The sequence below is a fragment of the Streptomyces sp. NPDC025833 genome (genome assembly GCF_055558055.1).
In genome coordinates, this window is the sequence record NZ_JBVHNF010000001.1 from 612,278 (window position 1) to 625,269 (window position 12,992).

Sequence of the window (12,992 nt, forward strand, 5' to 3'; positions counted from 1 at the left end):
GGCGGCGCGGCCCCGCGGTCCTCACTTCAGATAGGCCAGGCCCGGGTGGACCTCGGTGTAGTCCTCGACCAGCCGGCGGGCCACGGTCACCGAGTCGACCAGCGGGTGCAGCGCGAAGGCCGCCACCGCGGTGGCCCGGGACCCCGACTCGGCGGCGGCGAGCACCTCGCGCTCCACGGCCTTGACGGAGCAGACCAGGCCGGCGGCGTGGGCGGGCAGCGGATCGGCGGCCAGCGGGTGGGCGCCGCCGGCGTCGACCAGGCAGGGCACCTCGACGACCGCGTCGGCGTCGAGGACGGCGAGGGTGGAGCGGTTGCGCACGTTGAGGATCAGGGTGGTGCGTTCGTCGCGGGCGATGGCCCGCATCAGCGCGAGGGCGACCTTCTCGTACCCGCCGGACAGGTCGTCGGCCTCGCGTTCGCCGGCGCCGGCGCTCTCCCGGTTCTCCGCCATGTAGGTCGCCTCGCGCTCGGCGCGGGTGTGCTGCCAGGCCTCCAGGGCGCGGACGCCGGGGTCGTCCGCCCGCTCGTAGAAGCGGGTCTGCTGGTCGCGGAGGAAGGCACCGCGCGTCTGCGCGGCGGACCGGTACGCCTCGACGGTCTCCCGGTTGAAGTAGTAGTAGTGCAGGTACTCGTTGGGGACCGCGCCGAGTGCGCGCAGCCAGTCGGCGCCGAAGAGCCTGCCTTCCTCGAAGGAGCCGAGCAGTGCCGGGTCGGCGAGCAGCCGGGGCAGTTCGTCGCACCCGGCGACGCGCAACCCGCGCACCCAGCCGAGGTGGTTGAGGCCGGCGTAGTCGACGAAGACCGTCTTCGGGTCGGCGCCGAGCACGCGGGCGATACGGCGGCCGAGGCCGACCGGTGAGTCGCAGATGCCGATGACGCGGTCGCCGAGGTGCCGGGACATGGCCTCGGTGACCAGGCCGGCCGGGTTGGTGAAGTTGATGACCCAGGCGTCCGGGGCGAGGCGGGCCACGCGCCGGGCGATGTCGTCGGCGACGGGGACCGTGCGCAGGCCGTAGGCGATCCCGCCCGCGCCGACCGTCTCCTGGCCGAGCACGCCCGCGGCGAGGGCCACCCGCTCGTCCTCCGCCCGGCCCGCCAGGCCGCCGACGCGGATCGCCGAGAAGACGAAGTCGGCGCCGCGCAGTGCCGCGTCGAGATCGGTGGTGGTGGTCACCCGCGGCGCGTCGGGGACCCCGGCGGCCTGCTCGGCCAGCACCCGGGAGACCGCACGCAGCCGGCGGCCGTCCAGGTCGTGCAGCACGACCTCGGTGACCCGCCCCTCGCCGTGGTCGTCCAGCAGTGCGCCGTACACCAGCGGCACCCGGAACCCGCCGCCGCCCAGAATGGTCAGCCTCACGCCCGTACCTTCCTTCCCTCCTGCTCCCTTCTAGCAGACCGGCGCCGGGCGCGAGGGACGCCGGGTGGCCATCGCGTCCACGCCCGGCCGTCAGGCCCGCTTCACCCGGGGATCGCGGGGGCGCGGGATCGTACGGGGCGTGACCGACGGAACACCGGCCGGAACCACGGGCGCCGCTCCGCACGGCGCCGGTGCCGCCGCGCCCCGCCGCCGCGCCCGGAGCCGTGCCGCCGACGAGGGCACCGGCCCGCGGGCCGCCGCTCCGGTGCGCGTCCGGAGCCACCGGCACGAGGGGATCGTGGTCGCCAACCACCGGCGGGCACGGGGGCTTCGCGGGCTCGCGGCCACCTGGGAGCTGGCCGTGGCGGGCGAACCCGTCCGCACCGCCCCCGCCGAGCTGCCCGATCTGCGGCCGGGCGAGACCGCCGCGGTGCCGCTGCCCCTGCCGCTGCCGTTCCCGGCGGACGGCCGCGAGGTGTGGCTGACGCTGCGGGTGGTGGCGGACGAGGAGGAGCCGGGGGTTCCCCGCGGTGCGCAGGTGTGCGCGCCGCGCATCCGGCTCCGGCCGGCCGGCAGCCCCGTACGCGCGTCCGCCACCGCTCCCGCGCGCGTGTCCGGCGCCACCCCCGTACGCGCGCCCGGCGCCGGGCACCCTGCGCACACCACCGCCGCGGCGCCTCCGCCCCCGGCACCCCTGCCCACGGGCCCGGCGCTCCTCCCCACCCACCAGGCACCCTCGCCCGCAGGCCCGGCCCACCTGCCCGCAGCCGCCTCGCCCTCGCCCACCACCCCGGCAGCGCACCCGGAGCGCGCGGCGCACCGGCGGCCGGTCCGGGACCCCCGCGAGCCCGGCCACGCGTCCTCCGGCCTCCTCCCGGCCGGCACCCGCCCCTGACGCCGGGCCCTCCCACCCCGCGCCGCCCCGAGCCCGGACGCCAGACCGTCCGACCTCCGCCGCCCCGCGCCCGGACACCAGACCGTCCGACCGCCGCCACCACCGGACCCGGCGCGCAGGCCCCACCCCGCCCCCGCCCCGACTTCACTCGGTGAACTCACCTGCACCGCAAGGACTTTCCTCGCTTCAAGCCTTGACGGCCGCAGACGCGGGGAGCACATTGGCGGCACGCTGAGAGCGCTCTCAAAGAGAAGGGGGGAGCGCTCTCACGACCCCACACCCCCGTACCGGGAGGCTCCCCATGAACGCATCCTCCGGCCTGCCCAGACCCCGGCCGCTACGGCGCCTGCTCGTCGCCGCCGTCGCCACGCTCGGCCTGGCCGCGGCCGCCGCCACGGCCGCGACCGTACCCGCCGACGCCTCGGCCCCCACCCCGCCCGCGGGCTGGACGCAGGTGTTCGCGGACGACTTCGACGGGGCGGCCGGCTCCGGCGTGAACACCGGCGTCTGGCAGTACGACACCGGGACGTCGTACCCCGGCGGCGCCGCCAACTGGGGCACCGGCGAGGTGGAGACGATGACGTCGAGCACCGCCAACGTCGCCCTCGACGGCAGCGGCAACCTGCGGATCACCCCGCGCCGCGACGCCGCCGGCAACTGGACCTCCGGCCGGATCGAGACCCGGCGCACCGACTTCCAGCCCCCGGCCGGCGGGAAGCTCCGGGTGCAGGCCAGGATCCAGCTCCCCGACGTGGCCGGCGCCGCCGCCAAGGGCTACTGGCCGGCGTTCTGGATGCTCGGCGCGCCGTTCCGGGGCAACTACTGGAACTGGCCGGGCGTCGGCGAGCTGGACATCATGGAGAACGTGCAGGGCCTGAACACCGACTGGGCCACGGTGCACTGCGGCACCAACCCCGGCGGCCCGTGCAACGAGACCACCGGCATCGGCGGTTCCACCGCCTGCCCCGGCACCACCTGCCAGGCCGGCTTCCACACCTACGCGATGGAATGGGACCGCTCGACCAGCCCCGAGGAGATCCGCTTCTCCCTCGACGGCGCGGTCTTCCACACGGTCAGGGCCAACCAGGTCGACGCCACGACCTGGGCGAACGCGACGAACCACGGGTACTTCGTCATCCTGAACGTGGCGATGGGCGGCGGCTTCCCCGGCGCGTTCGGCGGCGGCCCGGACGGCGGGACCGAGCCCGGCCACCCGATGGTCGTGGACTACGTGCAGGTCCTCCAGTCCGCCGGCGGCGGCACCACTCCCCCGCCGTCCGGCAACCGGGACGCCTACGGCACCATCCAGGCCGAGTCCTACGACGGCCAGTCCGGGGTCGTCACCGAGACCACCACGGACACGGGCGGCGGGCAGGACATCGGGAGCCTCGCGAACGGCGACTGGGCGCTGTACAAGGGGGTGAACTTCGGCTCCACGGCGGCGACGCAGTTCCGTGCGCGGGTCGCGAGCGGCGCGGCGAACGGGGTCAGCGGGCTGGTGGAGGTGCGGCTGGACAGCCGGGGCAACGCGCCCGTCGGCAGCTTCGCGGTCGGCAGCACCGGGGGCTGGCAGTCCTGGCGGACGGTTCCCGCCAACATCGCGGCGGTGACCGGCACCCACGACGTCTACCTCACCTTCACCAGCGGCCAGCCGGCCGACTTCGTGAACGTGAACTGGTTCGGGTTCGGGCACTGACGGCGGGCCGGACGGCCGGCGGTGCGGACTGGGCACGTCCCGGCGGGGCGGCGCCCCACCGCGAGGGACCGGGTCCGTGACCGTTTCCGCCGGTCAGTGGCGCCCGTTGGACGTTCAGCCCAGCCGGTGCGGCGGTCGTCGTCGGGAACGCGCCTTGCGTACCGGGGCGCCGGTGGATTGGATCACCGGCACGGCCCGCACGGCTCCCGCCCCGGGCCCCGGTACGGAGGGAAGGGGACGGCGTCCATGCTCGACGGCTGCGTGCCCTGGCCCGAGGAGTTCGGCGACCGCTACCGGGCGGCCGGGCACTGGCGCGGCCACACGCTGGACGGCCTGCTGCGCGGCTGGGCGCTGGAGTTCGGGCCGCGGACCGCGCTGGTGCACGGCGGCACCCGCCTCACCTACGCCCGGCTGAACCGGCGGGTGGACCGGACGGCCGCCGGTTTCCGGCTGCGCGGACTGCGGCCCGGGCAGCGGGTCGTCGTCCAGTTGCCGAACGTGCCCGAACTCGTCGTGACGGTGTTCGCGTTGCTGCGCGCCGGCGCGGTGCCCGTGCCCTGCCCCCTCGCGCTCCGCACGGACCAGGTGTCCCGGCTGGTACGGCTCACCGAGGCCGTCGGCTACGTCGGCCCCGCGGTGCACGAGGGCTTCGACCACACGGCGATGGCCGCGGACATCGCGGCCCAGGGACCTTTCCTGCGGCGGGTGTTCACCTTCGAGGCGCCGGCGGCCGCGTCGCCGTACGGCGGTCTCGCCACCGACCGGTCGGGCTGCCACTACTTCCCGCTGGCCTCCCTCGACGACCCGCCCGCACCGCCCGTCGCGCACCGGGCAGGCCAGGTGGCGCTCCTCCTGCTGTCCGACGGTGCCACGGCGGCGCCCGTGCTCGTCCCGCGCACCCACGACGACTACGCCCACCAGGCGCGCTCCGCCGCCGAGTCGGTCCCGCTCACCGCGGACGACGTGTATCTCGCCGCGCCGCCCGGCGCGTTCCACCTGGCCTTCGGCTGCCCCGGCGTCGTCGGCACCCTCTCCGCCGGAGGCACCGTCGTACTGCCCGAAGATCCCGGCCCCGCGGGCTGCCTCGCGGCGATCGCACGCGAGCGGGTCACCGTCGCGTCGGTGCCGCCCGACGTCGCCCTGCGCTGGCTCGACGCGCTTCCCGCGGCCGGGGCGGACCTGAGCAGTCTGCGTCTCGTGCAGATCGGCGGCGCGCCCGCGCACCCGCTGCCCGCCGGCCTCACGGCCGCGCGCTGGGGCTGCCGTCTCCAGCGGGTGTTCGGCATGGCCGAGGGCCCGCTCCTCCTCACCCGGCCCACCGGTCCCGGCGGCCCCGCACTCGCCATCCACGGCGAACCCCATGTCCCCGAGGACGAGTTCCGCGCGGTGGGCGCCGAGGACGAGTTCCGCGTGGTGGGCGCCGACGGCGGGGAGGCGCCCGAGGGGCGGTCCGGGGAACTCCTCGCCCGTGGTCCGTCCGTCCCGCGCGGCCACTACCGGGCGCCCGGTATCGACGCGGAGCGCTTCACCGCCGACGGGTTCCTCCGCACCGGCGTCCTGGCGCGGCGCACGCCCGGCGGCGGCCTGGTGGTCACCGGCCGGGTCGGGGACGTGCCGCCGCCGGCCGGCCCCTGAGGCCCCGGCCGGCGGAGGACAGCACGGCCGTCGAAGACCGCCCCGCCCCGGCCGCCCGGCGCGCCCGCGCTCGGCGGCCAGCCACCGATCAGCCGACCGTCACCAAAGTCATGACCGGGTACAGCTAGCGCAGCTCCGCCCGGAAGGCCACCGGGGTCTGGCCGGTGTGCAGGTGGAAGAACTTGGAGAAGTTCGCCGCGTCGGGGAAGCCGACAGCCACCCCGACGCGGCCGGTCGGCAGTTCGGTGTGGGCGAGGAGGCGTTTGGCCTCCAGGACGACGCGCTTGTCGATGAACCCTTTGGGGGTCTCACCGGTGGCCGCGCGCACGGCGCGGACCAGGGTGCGGCGGGAGTAGCCGAGGGCGTCGGCGTAGGCGCTGACGCTGTGGTTGGTGGCGAAGCCCTGCTCGACGGCGTCCCGGAACCGGGTGAAGGTGCTGTCCGTCTGCTGCCGGGAGGTCCGGGCCGAACGGGCGGCGAGGTGGGCGAGGCGCAGCAGGAACGCGTTCAGCGTGTGGCGCAGGACGGCCGTGTGCAGGCTGGGCGGGAGCGTGGCGGTGTCCTCGTACTCGCGGCGGAGCTGGCCGAGGGCGGAGCGCAGCGCGGTGAGCTGGTCCGGGTCCGGGCGCAGCAGCGGCGGCAGGTCGTAGCGGTACAGGCCGGTGGACTCGACGGTGGAGCGGGGCAGGAAGCCGGGCTGCATGGTCAGCACGGTTCCGCGGTACACGGAATGCTTGGAGAACCGGTGGACCTGTCCGGGGCGGATCCACAGCAGGTCGCCGGCGGTGGCCTCGTACTCGGCGAAGTCGATCATGTGCCGTACGGGGCCGTCGGTGAAGAGCATGACCACGTGGAAGTCGATGCGGTGGACACGGTGCAGGGGGGCGTCGGCGTGCCAGGTGCGGTCGGTGCCCATGGGGCCGACCTGCATCCCCACGCCGCCGACGGCCAGCTCGGCCGGGAAGGGGAAGGTTCTGATCCCGTCATGGCGTGTGTCGCCGCCGGTGCCGCCGGAGTCACCACCGGCGGCTTGCCGCGTTTCGTCGGTCATGTCCTTTTGGTGCCGTCCCTGTCGCGCGATCACTGTCCCAGATTCACCACAGGCTGACACACCTCGACCTTTCCGCGAAAAAGTCAGACTTTTAACTTTGAACGCGTCCGGTCAGCCACACCGCACTCAACGAGGACTTCTTGAAGATGACCACGCAGACTTCCGACGGCTTCGAGTGGACCGACCTCGACCGGCGTGCCGTGGACACCGCCCGACTCCTGGCGGCCGACGCGGTGCAGAAGGTGGGCAACGGGCACCCCGGCACCGCCATGAGCCTGGCGCCCGCCGCGTACACGATCTTTCAAAAGGTGATGCGTCATGACCCCGCGGACCCCGAGTGGGCCGGCCGGGACCGCTTCGTCCTCTCCCCCGGGCACACCTCGCTGACCCTGTACACGCAGCTCTACCTCGCCGGCTACGAGCTGGAGCTGGCGGACCTGAAGGCCTTCCGCACCAAGGGCTCCAAGACGCCGGGCCACCCGGAGTACGGGCACACCGCGGGGGTGGAGACCACCACCGGACCGCTCGGCCAGGGCGTCGCCAACGCCGTCGGCATGGCGATGGCTGCCCGCTACGAACGCGGCCTGTTCGACCCCGAGGCCCCCGCGGGCACCTCCCCGTTCGACCACATGATCTGGGCGGTCGTCTCCGACGGCGACCTGGAGGAGGGCGTCTCCGCCGAGGCCTCCTCGCTCGCCGGCCACCAGCGGCTCGGCAACCTCGTCCTCCTCTACGACGACAACCACATCTCCATCGAGGGCGACACCGCGACGGCCTTCTCCGAGGACGTGCTGAAGCGGTACGAGGCCTACGGCTGGCACACCCGGCGCATCGAACCCACCGCCGACGGCGACGTCGACGTCCCCGCCCTGCACGCGGCGCTGGAGGCGGCCCGGGCCGAGACCGGGCGGCCGTCCATCATCGCGATGCGCACGATCATCGCCTGGCCCGCCCCGAACGCGCGGAACACCGAGGCCAGCCACGGCTCCGCGCTGGGCGAGGAGGAGATCGCCGCCACCAAGCGGCTCCTCGGCTTCGACCCCGAGCAGACCTTCCAGGTCCCCGACGAGGTGCTGAAGCACAGCCGCGGGGCCCTGGACCGGGGCGCCGAGGCGCACGCGGCCTGGGACAAGCGGATCGCGGAGTGGCGGGCCGCGCGGCCGGAGCGGGCCGAGGTGTTCGACCGCGTCAGCAAGGGCGAGCTGCCCGAGGGCTGGCAGGACGCGCTGCCCGTGTTCGAGGAGGGCAGGCCGGTCGCCACCCGCGCCGCCTCTGGCAAGGTGCTCCAGGCGCTCGGCCCGGTCCTCCCCGAGCTGTGGGGCGGCTCCGCCGACCTCGCCGGGTCGAACAACACCACCATCGACAAGGGCAGCTCCTTCCTGCCCGAGGGCAACCCGCTGCCCGGCGCCGACCCGTACGGTCGTACCGTGCACTTCGGGATCCGCGAGTTCTCCATGGCCGCCGAGATGAACGGCATCGCCCTGCACGGCAACACGCGCGTCTACGGCGGCACCTTCCTCGTCTTCTCCGACTACATGCGCAACGCCATGCGGATGTCGGCACTGATGCAGCTCCCGGTGACGTACGTGTGGACGCACGACTCCATCGGCCTCGGCGAGGACGGCCCGACCCACCAGCCGGTGGAGCACCTGGCCTCGCTGCGCGCCATCCCGGGCCTGAACGTCGTCCGCCCGGCGGACGCCAACGAGACCGCCGTCGCCTGGGCCGAGATCCTGAAGAGGCACGCCACGCACCCCGCTCCGCACGGGCTCGCGCTCACCCGCCAGGGCGTGCCGGTGTACGCACCGAACGAGGACGCGGCCAAGGGCGGGTACGTGCTGCGCGAGTCCTCGACGGAGGTCCCGGAGGTGGTCATCATCGCGACGGGCTCCGAGGTGCACCTGGCCGTGGCCGCGCGGGAGCTGCTGGAAGCCGAGGGCACCGGCACCCGGGTGGTGTCGATGCCGTCCGTGGAGTGGTTCGAGGAGCAGCCGCGGGAGTACCGCGAGCGGGTGCTGCCGCCGGCCGTGCGGGCCCGGGTCGCCGTCGAGGCGGGCATCGGCCTGACCTGGCACCGGTTCGTGGGCGACGCCGGACGCATCGTCTCGCTCGAACACTTCGGCGCCTCCGCCGACGCGGCGACCCTGTTCGCCGAGTTCGGCTTCACCCCCGAGAACGTCGCGGCGGCGGCCCGCGAGTCGCTCGCCGCCGCGCGCGCCTGACACCGGCGCCCGACACGCATGATTCCGACGCGAGAAGAAAGATGATCACTGTGACCGAAGCAATCGCGCCCCCGGGAGCCCTCAAGCGCCTCGCCGACGAGGGCGTGTCGATCTGGCTCGACGACCTGTCGCGCAAGCGGATCACCTCGGGCAGCCTCGCCGGGCTGGTGGCGAGCGGAAGTGCCGTCGGCGTCACGACGAACCCCTCCATCTTCCAGGCCGCCATTGGCTCCGGGGAGGGCTACGAGGAGCAGCTCGCCGACCTCGCCGTACGCGGGGTCACGGTGGACGAGGCCGTGCGGATGATGACGACCGCGGACGTGCGCGACGCCGCCGACGTGCTGCGGGCCGTGTACGACGCCACGGAAGGCCGGGACGGCCGGGTCTCCATCGAGGTCGACCCCCGGCTGGCCCACGCCACCGGGGCGACCGTCGCCGAGGCCAGGCAGCTCGCCTGGCTGGTCGACCGGCCCAACGTGATGATCAAGATTCCGGCGACCGAGGCGGGCCTCCCGGCGATCACCGAGGTCGTCGGCCTGGGCATCAGCGTCAACGTGACCCTGATCTTCTCCCTGGAGCGCTACCGCGCGGTCATGGCCGCCTACCTGGCCGGTCTGGAGAAGGCCCGGGAGCGGGGCGTCGACCTGTTCACCGTCCACTCGGTGGCGTCCTTCTTCGTCTCCCGCGTGGACTCCGAGATCGACAGGCGGCTGACCGCCCTCGGCACCGACGAGGCCCTCGGTCTCAAGGGCCGCGCGGCCCTCGCCAACGCCCGCCTCGCCTACGAGGCGTACGAGGAGGTCTTCTCCTCCGCTCGCTGGGCGGCCCTGGCGGCGGACGGCGCGAACCGGCAGCGCCCGCTGTGGGCGTCCACCGGGGTGAAGGACCCCGCGTACAAGGACACCCTGTACGTGGACGAGCTGGTCGCGCCGGGCACCGTCAACACGATGCCGGAGGCCACGCTGAACGCCGTCGCCGACCACGGCGAGATCACCGGTGACACGGTGACCGGCGGTTACGCCGCGGCCCGCGCCGACCTGGCCGCCCTCGACCGGCTCGGCATCTCCTACGACGAGGTCGTCCGGCAGCTGGAGGACGAGGGCGTCGCCAAGTTCGAGGCGGCCTGGCAGGAACTGCTGGACGCCGTCGCCGTGTCCTTGAAGAGCAAGGGAGTTGACGCCTGATGACCGAGAACGCGCCCGCCGAGGCACCCGCACCCGAGGCGGTGCCGGTGCCGGCGGTGCAGGCCGCCGACTGGGTGAACCCGCTGCGGGACGCCCGCGACCGCCGGCTCCCCCGCATCGCGGGACCGTCGGGCCTGGTCATCTTCGGGGTGACCGGTGACCTGTCCCGCAAGAAGCTGATGCCGGCCGTCTACGACCTGGCCAACCGCGGTCTGCTGCCGCCGGGCTTCTCCCTCGTCGGCTTCGCCCGCCGGGACTGGGAGGACCAGGACTTCGCGCAGGTCGTGCACGACGCGGTCCGCGAGCACTCGCGCACCGAGTTCCGCGAGGAGGTCTGGCAGCAGCTCGCCGAGGGCATGCGCTTCGTCCCCGGCGACTTCGACGACGACACCGCCTTCAAGCAGCTCAAGGACGCCGTCGACGAGCTGGACGCCTCCCGGGGAACCGGCGGCAACTTCGCCTTCTACCTGTCGGTGCCGCCGAAGTTCTTCCCGAAGGTCGTGCAGCAGCTCAAGAAGCACGGCCTGGCGAACCCGCCGGAGGGCGCCTGGCGGCGCGGGGTCATCGAGAAGCCGTTCGGGCACGACCTGGCCAGCGCCTGCGACCTGAACGCGATCCTGCACGAGGTGTTCGAGCCGGACCAGGTGTTCCGCATCGACCACTACCTCGGCAAGGAGACCGTCCAGAACATCCTGGCGCTGCGCTTCGCCAACCAGATGTACGAGCCGATCTGGAACCGGTCGTACGTCGACCACGTGCAGATCACCATGGCCGAGGACATCGGCATCGGCGGCCGGGCCGGCTACTACGACGGCATCGGCGCGGCCCGCGACGTCATCCAGAACCACCTGCTCCAGCTCATGGCCCTGACCGCCATGGAGGAGCCGATCGCGTTCGACGCGGAGGCGCTGCTCACCGAGAAGCTGAAGGTGCTGAAGTCGGTGCGCCTCCCCGAGGACCTCGGCGAGCACACCGTGCGCGGGCAGTACGCGGCCGGCTGGCAGGGCGGCGAGAAGGTCGTCGGCTACCTCCAGGAGGAGGGCATCGACCCCAAGTCGAAGACCGACACCTTCGCCGCGATCAAGCTGGGCATCGACAACCGCCGCTGGGCGGGCGTCCCCTTCTACCTGCGCACCGGCAAGCGGCTCGGCCGCCGGGTCACCGAGATCGCGGTGGTCTTCAAGCGGGCCCCGCACTCGCCGTTCGACACGACGGCGACCGAGGAGCTGGGCCAGAACGCGATCGTCATCCGCGTCCAGCCGGACGAGGGCATGACCGTGCGCTTCGGCTCCAAGGTGCCGGGCACCTCCATGGAGATCCGGGACGTGTCCATGGACTTCGCCTACGGCGAGTCCTTCACCGAGTCCAGCCCGGAGGCGTACGAGCGGCTCATCCTGGACGTACTGCTCGGCGACGCCAACCTCTTCCCCCGCCACCAGGAGGTGGAGGAGTCCTGGAAGATCCTCGACCCGATCGAGGAGTACTGGGCGGCGCACGGCAGGCCGGCGCAGTACGCGTCGGGCAGCTGGGGGCCGAGTGAAGCCGACGAGATGCTCGCACGAGACGGACGGAGCTGGCGCAGGCCATGAAGATCGACCTGACCGACACCACGGCAAGCAAGATCAACAAGGCGTTGGTGCAGGGCCGCCGCGCCATCGGCACACCCGCCGTGGGCATGGTCCTGACGATGGTCATCGTCACGGACGAGGAGAACGCCTACGACTCGCTCAAGGCCGCCGAGGACGCCTCCCGCGAGCACCCCTCGCGGACCCTGGTCGTCATCAAGCGGCACGCCCGCACGCTGCGCGACCGCACCCACTCGCGGCTCGACGCCGAGGTGCGGGTGGGCTCCGAGGCCGGCACCGGCGAGACCGTCGTGCTGCGCACCTACGGCGAGGTGTCCGACCACGCCGACTCGGTGGTCCTGCCGCTGCTGCTGCCGGACGCCCCGGTGGTCGTGTGGTGGCCCGTGGAGGCCCCCGACGCCCCCGCCAAGGACGCGCTGGGCGCGCTCGCCCAGCGCCGGATCACCGACCTGTACGCGGTCGAGCGGCCGCTGGAGGTCCTGGACACCCGGGCCCGCACCTACGCGCCCGGCGACACCGACCTGGCCTGGACCCGGCTGACCTTGTGGCGGTCGATGCTGGCCGCGGCCCTGGACCAGGCCCGCGCGAAGGTGACGTCGGCGGCCGTCGAGGCCGAGCCCGACAACCCCAGCGCCGAGCTGCTCGCGCGCTGGCTCCAGGCCCGGCTGCACGTCGCGGTGGACCGGGTGCACAGCGCCGGCCCGTTCGTGACGACCGTGCGCCTCGGCACCGCGAACGGCGAGATCGTCGTCGACCGCCCCGAGGGCCCGCTCGCCACGCTGAGCCTGCCCGGCCAGCCGCCGCGCACCCTCGCCCTCAAGGTCCGCCCGACCTCCGAACTCATCGCCGAGGAGCTGCGCCGCCTCGACGCCGACGAGATGTACGCCATCGCCCTCCAGGGCGACGGCACCAAGGAGAACGCCTGAGATGGCAGACGTCACGAAGCTCACCGACCGGCCCGAGTGGGCGGCCCTCGCCGATCACCGGGACCGGAACCAGCCGCACCTGCGCGAGTTGTTCGCGGCGGATCCCGGCCGTGCGGAGCGGTATGTGGTGCGGGTCGGTGATCTGTACATCGATTACAGCAAGCACCTGGTCACGGACGAGACCCTCGCGCTGTTGCGGGAGCTGGCGTCGGCGACGGGTGTGTTCGCGTTGCGGGACGCCATGTTCGCCGGGGAGCGGATCAACGTCACCGAGGGGCGGGCGGTGCTGCACACCGCGCTGCGCGCGCCGCGGGAGGCGGTCGTCGAGACCGGCGGGGAGGATGTCGTCCCGGCCGTGCACGCGGTGCTGGACAAGATGGCCGCCTTCGCCGACCGGGTCCGCTCGGGCGAGTGGACCGGTCACACCGGCCGCCGTAT

Annotated in this window: 9 protein-coding genes and 1 pseudogene; 8 read left to right on the plus strand and 2 right to left on the minus strand. The window is 73.8% G+C overall.

All coding sequences use genetic code 11. The features are described 5' to 3' along the window. Positions 1-21 precede the first annotated feature (21 nt). Positions 22-1,359 (minus strand): 6-phospho-beta-glucosidase, encoded by a 1,338-nt coding sequence (locus ACZ4K2_RS02655; RefSeq protein WP_467472085.1) that lies wholly within the window; start codon positions 1,357-1,359, stop codon positions 22-24. Between the two features lie 139 nt (positions 1,360-1,498). Here ACZ4K2_RS02655 and ACZ4K2_RS02660 point away from each other — a divergent pair, with 139 nt between their 5' ends. The 3 genes from ACZ4K2_RS02660 (at position 1,499) to ACZ4K2_RS02670 (ending at position 5,585) form a co-directional block, all read left to right on the plus strand. After that, positions 1,499-2,254 (plus strand): DUF4981 domain-containing protein, encoded by a 756-nt coding sequence (locus ACZ4K2_RS02660; RefSeq protein WP_467472083.1) that lies wholly within the window; start codon positions 1,499-1,501, stop codon positions 2,252-2,254. A gap of 301 nt (positions 2,255-2,555) precedes the next feature. Beyond that, positions 2,556-3,950: a glycoside hydrolase family 16 protein gene (locus ACZ4K2_RS02665; RefSeq protein WP_467472081.1), complete on the plus strand. Its 1,395-nt coding sequence runs from the start codon at positions 2,556-2,558 to the stop codon at positions 3,948-3,950. 246 nt (positions 3,951-4,196) lie between these two features. Next, positions 4,197-5,585, plus strand: coding sequence for an AMP-binding protein (locus ACZ4K2_RS02670; RefSeq protein WP_467472078.1), 1,389 nt, complete (start codon positions 4,197-4,199; stop codon positions 5,583-5,585). A gap of 124 nt (positions 5,586-5,709) precedes the next feature. Here ACZ4K2_RS02670 and ACZ4K2_RS02675 read toward each other — a convergent pair whose 3' ends face one another. After that, on the minus strand, positions 5,710-6,636 hold the full coding sequence (locus tag ACZ4K2_RS02675) for a helix-turn-helix domain-containing protein (protein WP_467472076.1): 927 nt from the start codon (positions 6,634-6,636) through the stop codon (positions 5,710-5,712). A 146-nt stretch (positions 6,637-6,782) separates the two neighbouring features. Between ACZ4K2_RS02675 and tkt the strand changes: the two genes are divergently transcribed. From tkt to ACZ4K2_RS02700, 5 genes and pseudogenes are all read left to right on the plus strand, one after another. Beyond that, positions 6,783-8,858, plus strand: coding sequence for a transketolase (gene tkt, locus ACZ4K2_RS02680; RefSeq protein WP_467472073.1), 2,076 nt, complete (start codon positions 6,783-6,785; stop codon positions 8,856-8,858). Between the two features lie 41 nt (positions 8,859-8,899). Then, entirely contained in the window at positions 8,900-10,042 is a 1,143-nt protein-coding gene (tal, locus tag ACZ4K2_RS02685; protein WP_467472071.1) for a transaldolase, read from the plus strand. Then, positions 10,042-11,631 (plus strand): glucose-6-phosphate dehydrogenase, encoded by a 1,590-nt coding sequence (gene zwf, locus ACZ4K2_RS02690; RefSeq protein ID WP_467472068.1) that lies wholly within the window; start codon positions 10,042-10,044, stop codon positions 11,629-11,631. The genes tal and zwf overlap by 1 nt, the downstream gene beginning before the upstream one ends. Beyond that, on the plus strand, positions 11,628-12,554 hold the full coding sequence (gene opcA / locus ACZ4K2_RS02695) for a glucose-6-phosphate dehydrogenase assembly protein OpcA (protein WP_467472065.1): 927 nt from the start codon (positions 11,628-11,630) through the stop codon (positions 12,552-12,554). The genes zwf and opcA overlap by 4 nt, the downstream gene beginning before the upstream one ends. 1 nt (position 12,555) lies before the next feature. Continuing rightward, positions 12,556-12,992: pseudogene (locus tag ACZ4K2_RS02700) on the plus strand (glucose-6-phosphate isomerase); the annotation flags it as partial.